Source organism: Vicingus serpentipes (genome assembly GCF_007993035.1).
Taxonomy (GTDB): domain Bacteria; phylum Bacteroidota; class Bacteroidia; order Flavobacteriales_E; family Vicingaceae; genus Vicingus; species Vicingus serpentipes.
The window spans coordinates 299415-316645 of the sequence record NZ_VOOS01000003.1; the positions used below are offsets into that span (position 1 = coordinate 299415).

Annotated in this window: 16 protein-coding genes; 7 read left to right on the plus strand and 9 right to left on the minus strand. The window is 30.6% G+C overall.

What is annotated here, in order from left to right:
• The 4 genes from FRY74_RS07755 to FRY74_RS07770 all read right to left on the minus strand — a co-directional run bounded on the left by FRY74_RS07755 (position 1) and on the right by FRY74_RS07770 (position 3848).
• Positions 1 to 1347: an ABC transporter permease gene (locus tag FRY74_RS07755; protein WP_223265847.1), complete on the minus strand. Its 1347-nt coding sequence runs from the start codon at positions 1345 to 1347 to the stop codon at positions 1 to 3.
• Positions 1325 to 2557, minus strand: a complete 1233-nt coding sequence (locus FRY74_RS07760) for an efflux RND transporter periplasmic adaptor subunit (RefSeq protein WP_147100226.1) — start codon at positions 2555 to 2557, stop codon at positions 1325 to 1327. Before FRY74_RS07760 ends, FRY74_RS07755 begins: the two co-directional genes overlap by 23 nt.
• 2 nt (positions 2558 to 2559) lie before the next feature.
• Complete coding sequence (locus FRY74_RS07765; RefSeq protein ID WP_147100228.1) at positions 2560 to 3237, minus strand: ABC transporter ATP-binding protein; 678 nt, start codon at positions 3235 to 3237, stop codon at positions 2560 to 2562.
• A 230-nt stretch (positions 3238 to 3467) separates the two neighbouring features.
• Positions 3468 to 3848: a hypothetical protein gene (locus FRY74_RS07770; protein WP_147100230.1), complete on the minus strand. Its 381-nt coding sequence runs from the start codon at positions 3846 to 3848 to the stop codon at positions 3468 to 3470.
• Positions 3849 to 4038: 190 nt separating this feature from the next.
• On the opposite strand from FRY74_RS07770, the gene FRY74_RS07775 reads away from it, so the two are divergent.
• Positions 4039 to 5127 (plus strand): T9SS type A sorting domain-containing protein, encoded by a 1089-nt coding sequence (locus FRY74_RS07775; protein ID WP_147100231.1) that lies wholly within the window; start codon positions 4039 to 4041, stop codon positions 5125 to 5127.
• On the opposite strand, the gene FRY74_RS07780 is transcribed toward FRY74_RS07775, so the two are convergent.
• Positions 5117 to 6835 (minus strand): M23 family metallopeptidase, encoded by a 1719-nt coding sequence (locus tag FRY74_RS07780; RefSeq protein ID WP_147100232.1) that lies wholly within the window; start codon positions 6833 to 6835, stop codon positions 5117 to 5119. The two genes, FRY74_RS07775 and FRY74_RS07780, sit on opposite strands and share 11 nt — an antisense overlap.
• A 159-nt stretch (positions 6836 to 6994) precedes the next feature.
• Between FRY74_RS07780 and FRY74_RS07785 the strand changes: the two genes are divergently transcribed.
• From FRY74_RS07785 to rny, 3 genes are all read left to right on the plus strand, one after another.
• A complete protein-coding gene (locus FRY74_RS07785) occupies positions 6995 to 7279 on the plus strand; it encodes a hypothetical protein (RefSeq protein WP_147100234.1) in 285 nt (94 codons plus the stop codon).
• 11 nt (positions 7280 to 7290) lie between these two features.
• Positions 7291 to 7575, plus strand: coding sequence for a cell division protein ZapA (locus FRY74_RS07790; protein WP_147100235.1), 285 nt, complete (start codon positions 7291 to 7293; stop codon positions 7573 to 7575).
• Positions 7576 to 7907: 332 nt separating this feature from the next.
• Positions 7908 to 9449 (plus strand): ribonuclease Y, encoded by a 1542-nt coding sequence (gene rny, locus FRY74_RS07795; protein WP_147100237.1) that lies wholly within the window; start codon positions 7908 to 7910, stop codon positions 9447 to 9449.
• Positions 9450 to 9452: 3 nt separating this feature from the next.
• Here rny and FRY74_RS07800 read toward each other — a convergent pair whose 3' ends face one another.
• Both FRY74_RS07800 and FRY74_RS07805 read right to left on the minus strand, forming a co-directional pair.
• Positions 9453 to 10550, minus strand: coding sequence for a GNAT family N-acetyltransferase (locus FRY74_RS07800; protein WP_147100238.1), 1098 nt, complete (start codon positions 10548 to 10550; stop codon positions 9453 to 9455).
• Positions 10551 to 10567: 17 nt separating this feature from the next.
• Positions 10568 to 11221, minus strand: a complete 654-nt coding sequence (locus FRY74_RS07805) for an ABC transporter ATP-binding protein (protein ID WP_147100240.1) — start codon at positions 11219 to 11221, stop codon at positions 10568 to 10570.
• A gap of 208 nt (positions 11222 to 11429) precedes the next feature.
• Between FRY74_RS07805 and sucC the strand changes: the two genes are divergently transcribed.
• A complete protein-coding gene (gene sucC, locus FRY74_RS07810; protein ID WP_147100242.1) occupies positions 11430 to 12641 on the plus strand; it encodes an ADP-forming succinate--CoA ligase subunit beta in 1212 nt (403 codons plus the stop codon).
• 97 nt (positions 12642 to 12738) lie between these two features.
• On the opposite strand, the gene FRY74_RS07815 is transcribed toward sucC, so the two are convergent.
• Complete coding sequence (locus FRY74_RS07815; RefSeq protein WP_147100243.1) at positions 12739 to 14073, minus strand: zinc-dependent metalloprotease; 1335 nt, start codon at positions 14071 to 14073, stop codon at positions 12739 to 12741.
• A gap of 198 nt (positions 14074 to 14271) precedes the next feature.
• Here FRY74_RS07815 and ffh point away from each other — a divergent pair, with 198 nt between their 5' ends.
• Positions 14272 to 15603, plus strand: coding sequence for a signal recognition particle protein (ffh, locus tag FRY74_RS07820; RefSeq protein ID WP_147100245.1), 1332 nt, complete (start codon positions 14272 to 14274; stop codon positions 15601 to 15603).
• Position 15604: 1 nt separating this feature from the next.
• Complete coding sequence (locus FRY74_RS07825; protein ID WP_147100247.1) at positions 15605 to 16486, plus strand: bifunctional 5,10-methylenetetrahydrofolate dehydrogenase/5,10-methenyltetrahydrofolate cyclohydrolase; 882 nt, start codon at positions 15605 to 15607, stop codon at positions 16484 to 16486.
• 27 nt (positions 16487 to 16513) lie between these two features.
• Here the strand turns inward: FRY74_RS07825 and FRY74_RS07830 are convergent, their stop codons facing one another.
• Complete coding sequence (locus FRY74_RS07830; protein ID WP_147100248.1) at positions 16514 to 17149, minus strand: CPBP family intramembrane glutamic endopeptidase; 636 nt, start codon at positions 17147 to 17149, stop codon at positions 16514 to 16516.
• Between the last annotated feature and the right edge of the window lie 82 nt (positions 17150 to 17231).

A 17231-nucleotide genomic window follows, 5' to 3' on the forward strand; every position in this document is an offset into this window, starting at 1 on the left:
TTAATCATGTCTTAAAGAATGAACAGGGTCTTGTTCGGCTGCTTTTTTTGCTGGAATATATCCAAAAATAATCCCTATTAAAGCACTTACAAAAAATGAAATAATAACACTCCATACAGATATAATGGTTGGAGTTCCTGTTAGCCATTCAGCTAAATAGGATAAAATAACTCCTAATACTATTCCAATTATACCACCTATCAATGAAATTAGACCAGCTTCGTAAACAAATTGTTCTTTGATATCTTTCTTTTTTGCTCCAATAGACATTCTTAGGCCTATTTCACGAATTCGTTCGTAAACTGAAGCAAGCATTATATTCATGATTCCTATTCCACCAACTAAGAGAGATATACCAGCTATAACACCAAGAAGAATATTAAAGATATCATCAGTTTGTTTTTTTTGTTGTAGAATTTGTTCTGGTACCACAATTTCAAAATCCTCAACTTTATTATGTCTCCTAAAAAGTAATCGGTACAAAATATCTACACTTTGACTCATGTTATCCGTGTTTGATATGCCAATAATTATTTTTTCAATTTGATCGGTTATTTCGTTTTCGTCTTTTACAGGTTGGTTGTCATCTTCATTGTTGTTGTTATTGTTTGTTTGAAGTAATTTTTCAGTAATTCTACCACGATCTTTATATCTTCTTAAAGCAGTGTTTACAGGAACAAAAATTTCATCATTATAGTTGTTCATACCTATATTTCGAAGAGATTCTCCAATATTTCCTCCAGGAGCAATAATGCCAATAATCGAAAGTTGTAATCGACTTGTTTTAAGTGTTTGTCCGATAGGATTTTTACCAGCAAAAAGTTTTACTGCTAAATTAGACCCAATTAAACATACAGCATCAGAATTTTTTTCTTGTAGTTCAGAAAAAATAGAACCCTTATCAAGTTTTAAGTTGTAGATATCAAAATAGCTTGCATTAACCCCAACCAAATTGCAGTTCTTCTTTTTGCCATTAGCTATTACAGATGTTTCGTAACTAACAAAGGGCGTCATAATATCTATTTTGGGCAATATTGATGCAATCGATTTTGCATCAGCAATACTTAACTTAGGGCTATATTTTTTTGTTACATTATCTTCTTCTTCAACGTTTCCAATACTTTTTGGACGGATAATAATGTTTTTTGCACCAACTTGTTCAATTTGTTCAATTATTTGTTGTTGTGCACCATTACCAATTGCTAGCATTGTAATAACGGCTGCAACTCCAAAAATAATTCCAAGAGCAGTTAACCCAGATCGAAATTTGTTTTCGAAAAGGGCTTCTAAAGCGATGTTAATATTTGTACGATTAATTACCAATTTATCTCCAAGATATTGATTCAATATCCTCTGGTTTAACCATTAAGATTTCTTCTCCTTCGGTCAATCCTGATAAGATAATTACATGGTTGTCGTTTGTTTTTCCAAGTTCAACTTTTTGTCTTTCTAAACCCATTGTTGATTTTACAACAACATAACTAACAGAATCGGTAACAAAAACGCTTTCCTGAGGAATGTAAATTACATCTTTAATTTCTTCAATAAGAATTTGATTGTTTGTTGTCATGGCAGGACGAAGCAGAGTGTCTTTTTCGTTAATTTCAACGGTAACTTCAAAAACTTTAGCATCACTATTTGGTAGCTGTTCCCCAACATTTGCTACTGCAACTACCTTCCCTGTATAAGTTTTGTCAGGAAATGCATCTACTGTAAGATTTACTTTTAGATCTGTTTTAAGATTGCTAATGTCAATTTCATTTACATAAGTTTTAGTCACCATTTTTGACAAGTCAGGTAATGTAGCAACAGTTGGATCCCATACGCTTATTTGACTGCCAGAAGTTATTTTTTGGCCATCCCAAGAACGTTTATAAACAACCATTCCATCTTTAGGGGCATTAATTTTTAATTCTTGAACTAATTCTTCTAATCGGGTTAATTCACTTTGTTTTTGCCTTAGTGATAGTTCGGCTTGATGAACTTTGGCCATGTTTTGTTTCTTTTTAAGATTATAGCTACTAAGGTTTTGAGAATAGTTTCTATTTGCTTTTTCTAAATCAATTTCAGCTTGTCGCTGTATGGCTAAAGCTTCATATGAACTTTGCTCAGAAATTAATTTTTTTTCTTCTATTTCATATTTAAAGTTGAGAAGGTCATCTCTTATCTTCATCATTTCTATCGCTGTATCTAATTTAGCTTGATCATATTCAGAAGTGAATTTTTCAACTTCGGTTGATGCAGCAATTATTTTATTAGCAACTTCCGACTTATCTAGTTGAGCAACATAATCACCCATTTTAACATAACTTCCTTCGGAAATGATATCTGTAATTTTAATTTGCCATATTCCATGTGCTCTTAGCCCGGTTGGACCTTTGATATCTTCGCTTTTTTTAGCTTGTAATTCTCCAGAAGTATTTACTTCTATTTTAAAGTTTCCTTTTTCAACTTTTACAAACAATTCTTCATTGCTAGCTGATGGCCAAAATATATAAGCCATTAACGCAACGATTGAAGCTATGACAGCTATTAGTTGTGGTTTTTTTAATTTCATATTTAATTGTTTGTTAGTATAAGACCATCTTGTAAACGAATTATGCGCTGAGTATAATTTGCAATATCGTCTTCATGAGTTACCATTAAAATAGTGTTTCCTTGTTGGTGTAACTCAGTAAAAAGATCCATAATTTCATAAGAAGTGGTTGAATCTAAATTACCTGTAGGTTCATCAGCTAATAATAAACTTGGGTTATTTATTAGTGCTCTTGCTACTGCAACTCGTTGTATTTGTCCACCAGACATTTGACTTGGTTTTGATTCTGCTTTAGATTTTAAACCAACTTTGTCTAACATTGCTAAAGCTCGTTCAAATCTTTCATCTTTATTTATATTAGCATAAACAAGTGGCAGGGCAACATTTTCCCAAGCTGATTTTTTATTTAAGAGATTAAATGTTTGAAATACAATTCCAATTTCATTATTTCTAACTAATGCTAAATCATCATCATTCATGCAAGAAACATCTTGCCCATTTAAAAAATAACTTCCTTCTGTAGGTGTGTCTAAGCATGAAATAATATTCATTAATGTTGATTTGCCAGAACCAGAACTACCCATTAGTGCCACAAATTCATTTTTTTGAACCTGTAAAGAGACACCTTTTAGAGCATGAAATTCATTGTCTCCAAATCCGAAAGTTTTTCTAACATTACTGATATTGATGATTTCGCTCATTTATTTACAACTCTTTTTCAATTGGATTATTGTAGAAATGTATTTTACAAGATTAGCCTATTGATGAACAAACTAATGAAAATAAAGTGTGAAAAAGTGTTAATGAAATGTAAATTATTACAATTTACAAAAGTTAATGACTAAAAAACATCAGGTTATAATTATTTAGAATTTTAATAGTTAGTTGGCTGTTAGTTTTTAACTATTAAACTAAATAACAAGTCAAAATATTATTCTTGTTCTTTTTTTAATTCTTCTCGCATTTCTTTTGCCATTTCTCTAAAAGCAGCAACTTCAATTTTTTTCTGTTCTTTAACAGTTTCAAGTGCTTGGGCTACAATTTTATTTCGTTCTTCTAAATCTTTAATTTTTCCAGGTTTTTCAATTCGCATTTCTTCAGAAATACCTAGTTCATCAAGAATATCATCCATAAAAGTAATTTTGTCCAAGCCAAAATATATTTTAATCAATTCTTTATGCTTGTTCATTATTAAAATATCTTGTATTCTAATCTCTTTAATTTCTTTATAGCCAAATCCTAAACGAGATTTGCGGGTTAATTTTCTTAAGTTAACACTATAGCTGCTATTAGCGAATTCTAAAATGTCCATTTATTATGAATAAAGTATTGATTATTAATTTGCGAAGTTATAGAAATTAAATAGGTAGAAATAGTTATTTTAACAAAAAGGAGGCAAAATCTCTTTTTTATAATAACTGGGTTGCAATTTTATTTTGATTAGGTAGAATTTAAAAAATAATTATACTTTTAAATCTTAAATATTTAAAAATTAACTGATTATGAATAAAAATATACTTCTTTTATTATTTACATTATGTTTTAGTCAATTTTATTATGCTCAAATTACAATTACTGACTCAGATATGCCAAATGTAAATGATGTAATTACTTATAGTATAACAACCGATCCACAAGGTCAAGATCCTGTATTAACTGGAGCTAATTATTCGTGGGATTATTCTTTGTTGCAATCTACAACTCAGCGTTCAGATACTTTTGTTTCAGTTATTTCAACACCAATTGCTTATCAATTTTATTTTAACAATGGTATATTGTATTCTTCGTGGAAAGCTAGTTATGCTTTGAAAGGAGTTGATATTGGAATTCCTCAGGTACCTATTACAGATGTATATAACTTTTATAAAAAATCTAGTGGAGAATATTCTAATGTAGGTTTTGGTTCTAATATAAACGGGATCCCATCATCTACCCGAAATATTCCTGTTGATGTTGAGTATGTATTTCCATTGAACTATGGAAATACAAACGTTTCAAATTCTGAATTTGGAATATCAGTTCCTACTTTTGGGTTTTACGGGCAATCGTTAGAAAGAAATGATAGTGTTGATGGTTGGGGGACTTTAACAACTCCTTATGGAACATTTAATTGCTTAAGAGTAAAATCTGTATTATCTAAAATTGATACTACTTATATTGATGTTGTTAGCTTTGGTACAACGATAGCTAGGCCAGAAGAGATTGAATATAAATGGTTAGCTAATGGGATGAGTACCCCTGTATTAAAAATTGTTACAAATAATGGAAATATAACATCAATTGAGTATCAGGATAGTTTAAGTACTGTTGGGATTAATGAATTGGAGGAGTTAACTAATATATCGATTTTTCCTAATCCAACAAGAAATTATGTATCTATAACTTTAAACTCTAAATTATCTACTAAATCTTCAATGCTGGTTAAAGATAACCTTGGTAGGGTTGTAGCTGAACAAAATTATAACCTTGTTCATGGAAAAAACATTTTACTTATCGATTTTGTAAAGTATAATATTAATCCTGGTATTTACTTCATTGAAATTTTGGTTGATGAAAAAATTTACACAAACAAGGTTTTATTTACCGAGTAAAAGGAATCTCAGTGATAGAAGTATTTCCAACATCATCAGTAACAGTAAGTTTAAATGTGTGATTACCTGCTAATAAATTGTCGAAAACATGAGTTAAATGTGATTTTTTAGATTCGAAATCCATAAGAACCCATTTACCATCAATCTCACCTCGGTAAGATTTTATACCGCTTAAATTATCCGCAATAGAGATAATAATACTTGAGTTTTTGCTCATGTTTTTGTTTGCAAAAATATTATAAGGTTTAATTGTTGGAGGAATTGAATCAATCATAATTGTATAACCTCCAAATACTTTTGATTTAGCAGTTAAATAATTGTTTCGCCATTCACCACCTCTTGAATAGAGTCGACCATTTCTATCAATATTTACAATTACTGCTTTGCTTCTTAATTCTTCAGAAATTCGTCCTGGTTTTATAGATACTGTTATGTAATCATGTAAAGGGGTATAATCATTGTGTAGATTATAAACGGGAGTAATGGCACCTCTTAATGTATCTTTAATTTGATATTCAAATTCAAGATTTTTATAAAGAGCATTTTTTGGTATTTCCATAATGATGTTTTGCTTGTCAAAAATATTTTCGTCTTCATAAGAAAACACAGTGTCAATTTTTGATTTTAGTTTTGGGGAAATAGATGTTGGTTTTAATCCATTAATTGTGAATTGAAGTGATGAACGATTTCCGTAACTATCAATAATTAAATAATCAAGTAAATTGTTTGTAGCATTCGAAACAGTTAGTATGCCTTTATTTTTATGAGTAGTGTAAATACTTAAAGGATTATTATCTTCTATAAAACTTTTTTGAAACCTTGTCTTACTCCTTAAGTAGGTTTCGTAATCTATCAAGGAATTAAGAGCTCTAGATTCATCAAAGCTAAATTTTTTCATTTCTGATTTATAAATGATTTCATTGTTATTGGAAAGTTGAATTGAATAAATACCATTTTGATTGCTAACATCATTTAGTTTGTCAATGGTTTCAATACCTATACCTATTTGGCCGTATACGTTTATTGGTGAATTATATTTTAGTTGGTAATTGCCATTCGAACCAACAACATCAAATTTTTGCATCAAATTTTTGTTGTTCACATAACTGGTGTCATTTATTGGATAAACTGCAATTCTTTTTAAGGTTGGTTTAATATCATCTTTAATGTCAAAGCCACATAATAAAGGATTAATAGGATGTTCAGTTTTAGTTTCTCTTATTTCAAAATGTAAATGAGGGCCACCAGAGCCACCAGAATTTCCCGAAAGAGCAATAATGTCACCTTTTTTCACTTTCATTAAAGTGTCTGGTGGGTACCAATCTATTTCCCAAGATTCAATACTATATTGGTATTTTTTTATTTGCTCTGCAATATTTCCTTTATAAGTTTGTAAGTGAGCATAAACAGTAGTATACCCATTAGGATGATCGATATAAATTGTATTTCCATAGCCCCAAGGTGAAATTTTTACTCTTGATACATACCCATCAGCGGCTGCATAAATATTAAAACCCTCTCTGCCTTGAGTTTTCATGTCTAATCCAGAATGAAAATGATTAGATCTTAACTCTCCAAAATTACCAGCTAAGTATAAAGGAATACCTAAAGGAGAACGAAAATAATTTATAGGTAAGCTATCTGTATTTTGACTTTTAACTGAAATTAAAAAAGAAAAAAATAAGCTAAGAATTAATAAGTATTTCATAAAATAAATGACGGATAAGTGATGTAAACAACACAATAACAAAGCTATCGAAGTAAGAACTTAAAAAAGCTAAATTTTAAATTTAATATTCACAAAATATGGTTTAAAAAATATTATCTTTGTATGAGTTGAATTTTTTATTGGTTTAACAATTTTTTAATGAAAGATTTATCTTCTCAAATAACAGGTCTCAAAAAAAAGGCCAAACAGTTGGTAGAAAATTACCAATCGGTAAAAAAAGAGAATAATAAACTTAAAGAAGAAGTTGATAGGTTAGTAAAAAACTTAGACGAAAAAAATCAACAAGTAATGGAATTGACTAACAAGGTTAATGTGTTAAAAATTTCAGGAAGTGTTGGTAATGAAAGTACCAAAGATGTGAAGTTGAAAATAAACGAATTGGTACGGGAAATTGATAGTTGTATTGCTCAAATAAACAAATAATTAAATCCCAAATGGGGGAATTATCGATAAAAATAAAAATTGCAAACCGAGTTTATCCATTAACGATAGACGCTAAAGAAGAAGAAGGTATTAGAAAAGCTGCGGAACAAATTAATCATTCAATAAGCGAATTTGAAAGATTATATGCAGTTAAGGATAAGCAAGATCTTTTAGCAATGGTTGCTCTTAAAATTGCATCGCGTAATTCAGAACTAGAAGATAAAGGCATTTTAGCGAATGCAAATATTGAGGAAGATTTAATGGAGATTGAACAATTGTTTGATCTAAATTTGTAGCGTTCTTTAAAATAAATAGCAACATAACTGGTAATAATATTTTTTTAGAGTTTTCTAAAAAATAAAAACTCCCGTACAAATTTTTGTTTGATAAACTAACGTTTTACTTAATTGGAGCATAGCTCATTAGTAATCGAAAACAGGCCCCTCGTAACTCCGTAAGGATATTCACAGATGTGAACATGGGAAGTTTGAAAATACTAGGCGGTTCCAATCATTTTTTATCTTGGGTTTATCCAAGCCACTTTGTGCGGGTTTTTTTATACCTAAAAAAATAGTAAAGCTGTTTTTCTCAATTTCATTTGTTATTAATTTAAATAATTAAATAAAAAATGGATTTACTAAGTATTATAATTGGACTTATTATTGGAGCAGGAGCTGCTGCTGTGATAGTTTCAATTATATTTAAAAAAGGAGGAGACAAGAAAAGTCAAGCCCTTATTGAAGATGCTAAAGCAGAAGCAGAAGTTCTTCGAAAAGAAAAAATTCTTCAAGCAAAAGAGAAATTTTTGCAATTAAAAGAAGAGCATGAAAAGGTTATTAATGAAAGAGAAAGAAAAATTGCAGATCTAGAAAATAGAGCAAAGCAAAAAAATGAATCTGCATCTAAGCAATTAGAAGAAGTTAAGCGTAAAGAAATTGATATTGACAAAATCAGAGAAAACCTTACACATCAATTAGATATAGTTGGTAAAAAGGAAACTGAATTAGAAAAAGCTCACCGTAAACAAGTAGAACAATTAGAAGTAATTTCTGGTTTAACAGCCGAAGACGCAAAATCACAATTAGTTGAGGCTTTAAAAGCTGAAGCTAAAACCGATGCATTAGCTCATATTAAAGATATTGTTGATGAGGCAAAAATTAATGCAAACAAAGAAGCTCGTAAAATAGTTGTTCAAACTATACAACGTGTTGCAACAGAGCAAGCAGTTGAAAATTCAGTTTCGGTATTTAATATTGAAAGTGATGAAATTAAAGGTAGAATTATTGGTAGAGAAGGTCGTAACATTAGGGCTTTAGAAGCTGCTACTGGAGTTGAAATTATTGTTGATGATACTCCTGAAGCTATTATTTTATCATGTTTTGATCCTGTGCGTAGAGAGATAGCTAGATTGTCACTTCACCAATTAGTTACTGATGGAAGAATACATCCTGCTAGAATTGAAGAGGTAGTTAAGAAAACCAAAAAACAATTAGAAGAAGAAATTATAGAGGTTGGTAAAAGAACGACTATAGACTTAGGAATTCATGGATTACATCCAGAATTAATAAGAATGGTTGGTAGAATGAAATATCGTTCTTCATACGGTCAAAACTTATTACAACACTCTAGAGAAGTAGCAAACCTTTGTGCTACAATGGCTTCGGAATTAGGTTTAAATGCTAAGTTGGCTAAAAGAGCGGGGCTTTTACATGATATTGGAAAAGTGCCAGATGATGAACCAGAATTGCCACACGCAATTTTAGGTATGAAAATAGCTGAAAAATATAAAGAGAAACCAGATATCTGTAATGCAATTGGTGCTCACCACGATGAGATTGAAATGACAACAATTATTTCTCCTATTGTACAGGTTTGTGATGCTATTTCAGGAGCTAGACCAGGAGCACGTCGTGAAATTATGGAATCTTATATTCAAAGAATTAAAGATTTAGAAAACATAGGAATGACTTACCCAGGTGTTGAACAAGCTTATGCTATTCAGGCAGGTAGAGAATTAAGAGTTATTGTAGAAAGTGGAAAAGTAACTGATGCTGAAGCTGATACAATGTCGTTTGAATTAGCTCAAAAAATTCAAACTGAAATGACTTATCCTGGACAAGTAAAAGTAACTGTGATTAGAGAGAAAAGAGCAGTGAATTACGCGAAATAAGACTTAAGTAAAAATCATATCTCCATCCCCAGCTTCGAAAGATAGTTGGGGATTTTTTTTGAAATAATGTTCGAAGTTTTTACTGTAATAGAATCCTCTTTTTAATGTTTTTTTATAAATAAAGGGATTTGGATTATTATTAATAAGGTTAATCAATTCTTGATTATAAACACTGAACGAGTTGGTTTTATCCTTTTTAATAATGTAATAAATATAATTTAACACATTCTCTGCTTGACTTTTATTAAAATAAGCATGGAAAACAGATAAGTGCTTATCTATTATTTGGAGTGTAACAAAGCCTTCGATTACTTGGTTCTTGTTATAAAATTTTATATTTATAAGCCTAAAATCTTTAGCTATACTTGAAAAATGATAGTTAGCACTAACGTGGTCAATAGTATTAGAAGAAAGCACCCATGGGTAATTTATTATCCAATTGAATTCTGATTTTGTTCTTTTAAATAAATTTGATGCTTGATGTTTTTGAATAAATTGAAATATTTCATCATCAATTTCAGTTATTACTTCAGTATTGTTTGGAGAATTTCTTTTTGAACTGAAGCTATCTACAAAAAAATTAAAAGCACCATCAGTGAGCTTGAATAAAAAAGAGAATGGTTTAAGGTTCGGTTTTTTTGAAGTAATAACTTCATTACTATCAAAGCGAGAATAAGCTCTTAAACCTGAAATAAATACCTCATTAAAAACATTAGTACTTGTGTACAAGTTTTTTGACGCTGTAACTGGACCTTGAAAAATAATACTGTTACCCCAATCTTTTAGTGATAATTCAACTAGTTTTTTGGCAATACCACTACCTCTTTTTTGAGGGTGCACCCAAACACAACTGTACCAGCCAACCTTTTCAGATTGATTGTCAATGTTTATACTATCAACCATTATAAGCCGATAGCCAACTATTTTATTTCGTTCAAAAGCGATATAGAGTATTTTGTCTGTTTCACTACTTCTTGGATTATTTATGTGAGATAAAGCTCTATGACGAGTAATGGGATAATTTTCGAGGTGTTTAAACTCTTCAGAATTAATAAATTCTAAAAGTTGAGGTGGAGTGTATGTTTTAATTTGAAAATTCATTGTTTGGTAAACTAAAATTACTCAACAATATTGCCGTCTTTCATAACTAGTTTTTGGTCAGCCATGTTTGCCAAATCTTCGTTGTGTGTTACAATAATAAAAGTTTGGTTAAACTCTTTTCTAAGTTTAAAAAATAGTTCGTGCAAATCTTTTGCAGAAGCAGAATCTAAATTTCCAGAAGGTTCGTCAGCTAAAATAACAGATGGGTTATTAATTAACGCTCTACAAACTGCGACACGTTGTTGCTCTCCTCCAGATAATTCTGATGGTTTATGATTTGCTCTTTCTGATAATCCAAGAATAGCTAGGAGTTCAAATGCTTTCTTTTCAGCTTCAGGTTTTGGTGTTTTATGAATGTAAGCTGGAATACAAATGTTTTCTAAAGCAGTAAATTCTGGTAATAAATGATGGAATTGAAAGACAAAACCAATATTTTTATTTCTAAACAAAGAAAGTTGTTTATCATTTAATTTATTTGCAACGACCTCGTTAATCTTAACAGAACCTTCATCTGGTAAATCTAATGTGCCAATAATTTGAAGTAAAGTAGATTTTCCTGCACCAGATGCACCAACAATTGAAACAATTTTTCCTTGCTCAATAGTTAAGTTTACTCCTTTTAAAACTTTTAAATCACCATATGATTTATGTATGTTCTCAATGATAATCATAGTTCAATGTTAAGAATACTAAGTTAGAATTAAAAATAGCTATCTAGTAATTTAGTTTGTAATTAATTTTCTTGTTTTTTAAAAGTAGTGCAAGAAAATGAATATAAAATTTATTTCAAAAATATAGTAAAAGTTTATTGAAAACAGCTTTGAAAAACCTATCAAAAAAACTACTTTTGGTTACTTAATTCACAAAATAACTATTGTAATGAATATACACGAATATCAAGGGAAATCATTGTTAAAAGGATTTGGTGTTGCAATTCAAGAAGGAATTGTTGCTGATACACCTGAGCAAGCAGTTGAAGCTGCTAAAGAATTAAATAAACAAACAGGTACTGAATGGTTTGTTGTAAAAGCTCAAATACATGCAGGTGGTAGAGGTAAAGGAACTGTTACTGAAACTGGATCTCATGGTGTTGTTTTGGCTAAAGGATTAGACAAAGTTGAAGATATTGCAAGAGGTATTTTAGGTGGTCACTTAGTAACTGCCCAAACTAATGCTAAAGGTAAAAAAGTAAACAAAGTGTTAATTGCACAAGATGTTTATTACCCAGGAGAGTCAGAAACTGAAGAGTTTTATATGTCAGTTTTAATGAACAGAGAGACAGGAAGAAATGTTATTATTTATTCTCCGGAAGGGGGAATGGATATTGAAGCTGTTGCAGAAAAAACACCTCATTTAATTTATAAAGAAGAAATCGATCCACAAATTGGATTGCAAGGATTTCAAGCAAGAAGAATAGCATTTAATTTAGGCTTATCAGGTCAAGCATTTAAAGAAATGACAAAATTTGTTTTTTCTTTATATGCAGCTTATGATGGTATTGATGCTTCAATGTTTGAAATTAACCCAGTATTAAAAACTTCTGATAACAGAATTATTGCAGTTGATTCAAAAGTAAGTATTGATGAAAGTGCTTTATACAGACATAAAGATATTGCAGCAATGCATGATCCTTCTGAAGATAACCCAGTTGAATTAGAAGCTAAAGAGGCAGGTTTAAACTATGTTGATTTAGATGGTAATGTTGGTTGTATGGTTAACGGAGCAGGTTTAGCAATGGCTACTATGGATATCATTAAACTGTCAGGTGGAGAGCCAGCAAACTTTTTAGATGTAGGTGGTACAGCCGATGCAGAAAGAGTAGAGAAAGCATTTAGAATGATATTGAAAGATCCTAACGTTAAAGCAATTTTAATTAACATCTTTGGAGGTATTGTAAGATGTGATAGAGTTGCTCAAGGGGTTGTAGATGCTTACAAAAGCATTGGAAATATCCCTGTGCCAATTATTGTTCGTTTACAAGGTACAAATGCAGAAGAAGCTAAAAAGTTAATTGATGAGTCTGGATTAGATGTTCATTCTGCAGTATTGTTAAAAGAAGCTGCACAAAAAGTAAGTGAAGTTTTAGCTTAAAAAATAATTCGAAGACAAGTTTTACTTGTAACAATTTAGCATAAAAAAATCCCGAACCAATTTGGTTCGGGATTTTTTTATGCTTGCTGTTTTTAGCTTATTGATTTACAATTTTCTTCACTAAAGTTTCTTTTTCAGACGAAAACTTTAGGAAGTAAATTCCTTTTGAAGGAAGTTGAAGTTGAGTTTTGCTTAAGAAATTAGGAATGATTTCTTGACCTAAATTATTGTAAACAGTCAATTTAAAATTAGCATTATCACTTTTTATGTTTACAAATCCACTAGAAGGGTTAGGGTAAACACTAATTGAATTTGCAAGACTATTTTCTTCAATTGATGTAGGGCAATCAAGGCCAGTTGATGTTAAAAGTCCAGCACGATTATTAACAATCACATCTCGCATAATAGAAACTTGACCTTGGGTAAAGCTGTTCTGACACGTTTGATCGGAGTAATCCATGTAGTTTTCAACCATATCTGGTAAATCACCAATACCAGGAATAGTATCTGTACAAGAGTTTCTTGAAACATCACAGCCTTGAGCTGATTGGTCACAATTAGGAGTATCATTTAAGCCATCATCATCACCACAAATGCTTCCTAATAAACCTCCAAAAGTATTTTCTGCACAATGCCTTACTCCAAGGTAATGTCCAACTTCATGAGTAACTGTTCTACCATTCACAGGTATTCCAGTTATTAAATTTGGATTATTTCTACTAAAAGCATTGTATTGAATAATTGCTCCGTCTGTTAATTCAGCAGGAATAGAGCCAGCAGGCCAATTTGGTAAGCCAGCAGGAGGAGTAGCAATACCTAATAAAGAAGGGTCATTACCACTATTTATGTCACCAACCCAAATATTTAAATATTCTGCTGTGTTCCATGCATCAGAACCACCTTGACTTGTGTATTGAATTTTACTAATTGAAGCCATATCAGGTAGTGCCCCACCACCAAAAGAAGAATCTGTTTGAACTCTTACTATTCCATTTGTAGGGTTACCGCTTGGATCTTTACACGCTAATTGAAATTGAATATCTGCAGTTCCAACTATAGGTAAGAATGCTGGTCTTAAGTTAGAAGTATCAGCATTAGTTCTTGAGTAATCTTCATTTAGTACATTTATTTGTTCAAATAAAACACTATCTGCTAAATTTTGTGCTGGTACAGCTGAGTTCCAAACAACATGAAAAACAACGGGAATAGTATATGTTACACCAGCTTTTTTTTGATTTTCATTATTTGAGTTTGCATTTTCAAGATGGTTTCTATAAATATTATTTGCCTGCTCTTTATAGTTAGGGTTTAAACTATTCTGGTATTCCATGGCGTGATTAAATCCGCAATGGTCACTAATTTGTTGTGCTTGAATAGTAATAAAGCTACCAACCAAATAAAATACGGAAAATAGTTTGATAAAGATTTTCATAGTTTGTTAGTTTTAAGTTTAGTTTGTTTAAATTTTAAGTTTAAAATTAATAAAGAAATATTAAGATGTGTTATTTGTTGAGTTTTTGATTAAAAAATAATTGGTTTGTTAAATATTTAATTTAAACCTTTTCAATATCAGTTTAAATATATTAGATAGAAATATTAGCTTTGTAAGTACTTAAAAATACAACAAAATATGTTTGATAGTTTATCCGATAAGTTAGAAAGAGCCTTTAAAGTATTAAAAGGACAAGGGCAAGTAACGGAAATTAATATTGCAGAAACTGTAAAGGAAATTAGAAGAGCATTATTAGATGCCGATGTTAGTTATAAAGTAGCCAAACAATTTACCGACACTGTAAAAGAAAAAGCATTAGGACAAAATGTAATTAATGCAGTATCTCCAAATCAATTAATGGTAAAAATAACTCACGATGAGTTAGCTAAATTGATGGGTGGAGGAATGGCTGATATTAATATTTCAGGTAATCCTGCTGTTATTTTAATTTCAGGACTTCAAGGTTCAGGTAAAACAACCTTTTCAGGAAAGCTAGCTAACTATTTAAAAACTAAAAAGGGAAAATCACCTTTATTAGTTGCTGGTGATGTTTATCGTCCAGCAGCAATAGATCAACTGCATGTACTTGGTGAGCAAGTTGGGGTTGAAGTATGGAGTGATAAAGAAAATAAGAATCCTGTTGATATTGCTAAACAAGCTGTAATTCATGCTAAAAGTAAAGGACATAATGTTGTAATTATAGATACAGCTGGACGTTTAGCTATCGATGAGCAAATGATGAATGAGATTGAGCAGGTTAAAAAAGCTGTAAACCCTCAAGAAACATTGTTTGTTGTAGATTCGATGACGGGACAAGATGCTGTTAATACTGCAAAAGCTTTTAATGATAAATTAGATTTTGATGGAGTTGTATTAACTAAATTAGATGGTGATACAAGAGGTGGAGCAGCATTATCAATTAGAACAGTTGTTGATAAGCCAATTAAGTTTGTTGGTACAGGAGAAAAAATGGAAGCATTAGACATTTTTTACCCTGAGCGTATGGCAGACAGAATATTGGGAATGGGAGATGTTGTTAGTTTAGTTGAACGTGCTCAAGAACAATATGATGAAGAAGAAGCAAGAAAACTTCAAAAGAAAATTGCAAAAAATCAATTTGATTTTAATGACTTTATGAGTCAAATTGCTCAAATCAAAAAAATGGGTAATGTAAAAGATTTGATGGGTATGATTCCTGGTGTTGGAAAAGCAATGAAAGATGTAGATATTGATGATGATGCATTTAAAGGTATTGAAGCTATAATTCAATCAATGACTCCATACGAAAGAGAAAATCCAAAATCATTAACTGGTAGTAGAAGAAAAAGAATTGCAGGAGGAAGTGGAACATCTATTCAGGAGGTTAATCGATTAATTAAACAATTTGACCAAACAAGTAAAATGATGCGTATGATGGGAGATAAGAAAAAGATGGCTCAGATGATGAAAAATATGCCTAAACAACAATAATATGATTAACCCAACAATAGTAAGCGGAAAAGAAGTTTCTAATAAAGTAAAAGAAGAAATTGCTTTAGAAGTAGAACAACTTAAAAAAAATGGAGGAAAAGTACCTCATTTAGCTGCTATACTTGTTGGTAATGATGGAGCAAGCACTACTTATGTAAATGCTAAAGTTAAAGCATGTGAAAAAGTAGGATTTGAATCTACTTTAGTTCAATTAGATTCAACTATTTCACAAGAATTATTATTAGAAGAGGTTGAAAAACTTAACAACAATAAAGTTATTGATGGATATATTGTTCAACTTCCATTGCCAAAGCATATTGATGAACAAAAAGTAACTGAAGCTATTGATCCTTCTAAAGATGTTGATGGTTTTCATCCAGTTAGTCTAGGAAAAATGTTGTTGGATATACCAAGTTTTTTACCTGCAACACCATACGGTATTACTGAAATGTTAAAGCATTACAATATACCAACAGAAGGTAAGCATTGTGTTGTTATAGGTAGAAGTCATATCGTTGGTTCACCAATGAGTGTGCTTATGGCTCGTAATTCTTACCCAGGCAACTGTACGGTTACTCTTACACATAGTAGAACTCAAAATTTAAAAGAAATTACATTACAAGCTGATATATTAATTGTTGCAATTGGAAAGCCTGAGTTTGTTACCGCAGATATGGTTAAAGAAGGGGCGACAGTTATTGATGTCGGTATTCATAGAATTGAAGACAACACTAAAAAATCAGGATATAGGTTATTGGGGGATGTTAACTTTGCTGAAGTAGCTCCAAAATGTGCTTTTATTTCTCCTGTTCCAGGAGGAGTTGGGCCAATGACTATTGCTAGTTTATTGAAAAATACATTATTAGCTGTTAAACTAAAGTAAAATACTTTTAAAATAGGCCTTTCAGTTTTATTGAGGCATAGGAAATGCTAACATTTCTCCCATGCCCAAAGTAAACAACCAACTTCCATATAAAGAATGTTCTATTGATGTTAGCATTACTGATTTACTTTTATTGTATGTTATCGCGAATATTAGACCACCAACTAAGGTTAATCCAAGTACTAGCCAATTTTTCATAACAGAATGGGCTAAAGAAAACATAATTGCATTAACAGCAATAAGTATTGTAGTATTTGGAAACAAAGTTTTATAACGATAAAAAAAGAAAGTTCGATAAATTAATTCTTGAGGATAAACAGAGAAAAGAGCATAGAAAAAACAAACACTAATCCACATCAATACATTTTTACGAACTACAATAAATAAATTTTCGGGGTTAAGAAAATACATTAATAAAGTTGATCCAATTATCATTATTGAAAATTTTATAACAATTGATTTCCATTGTTTTGATACACTTAATTTTAATAAACTTGATTTTCTAAGTTGTTTATTCTTAATCAAATTCCAGAAAATATAAACTACTCCTACCAATGCAACTGAAATTTTAATTATCAGCAAAATAGGTAATAAGAGGAGGAGTGGTAAGGCAATAAATAAAAGGATTAACTCAAGTGAAATATAAAGTTTACTTTTTGTCATTCTTAGCTTTTAAATTTATGATGTCTTTAACAAAACATTCATTTTAAAGTTTTTAATGTTTGCTAAAATTCACAAAATAGGG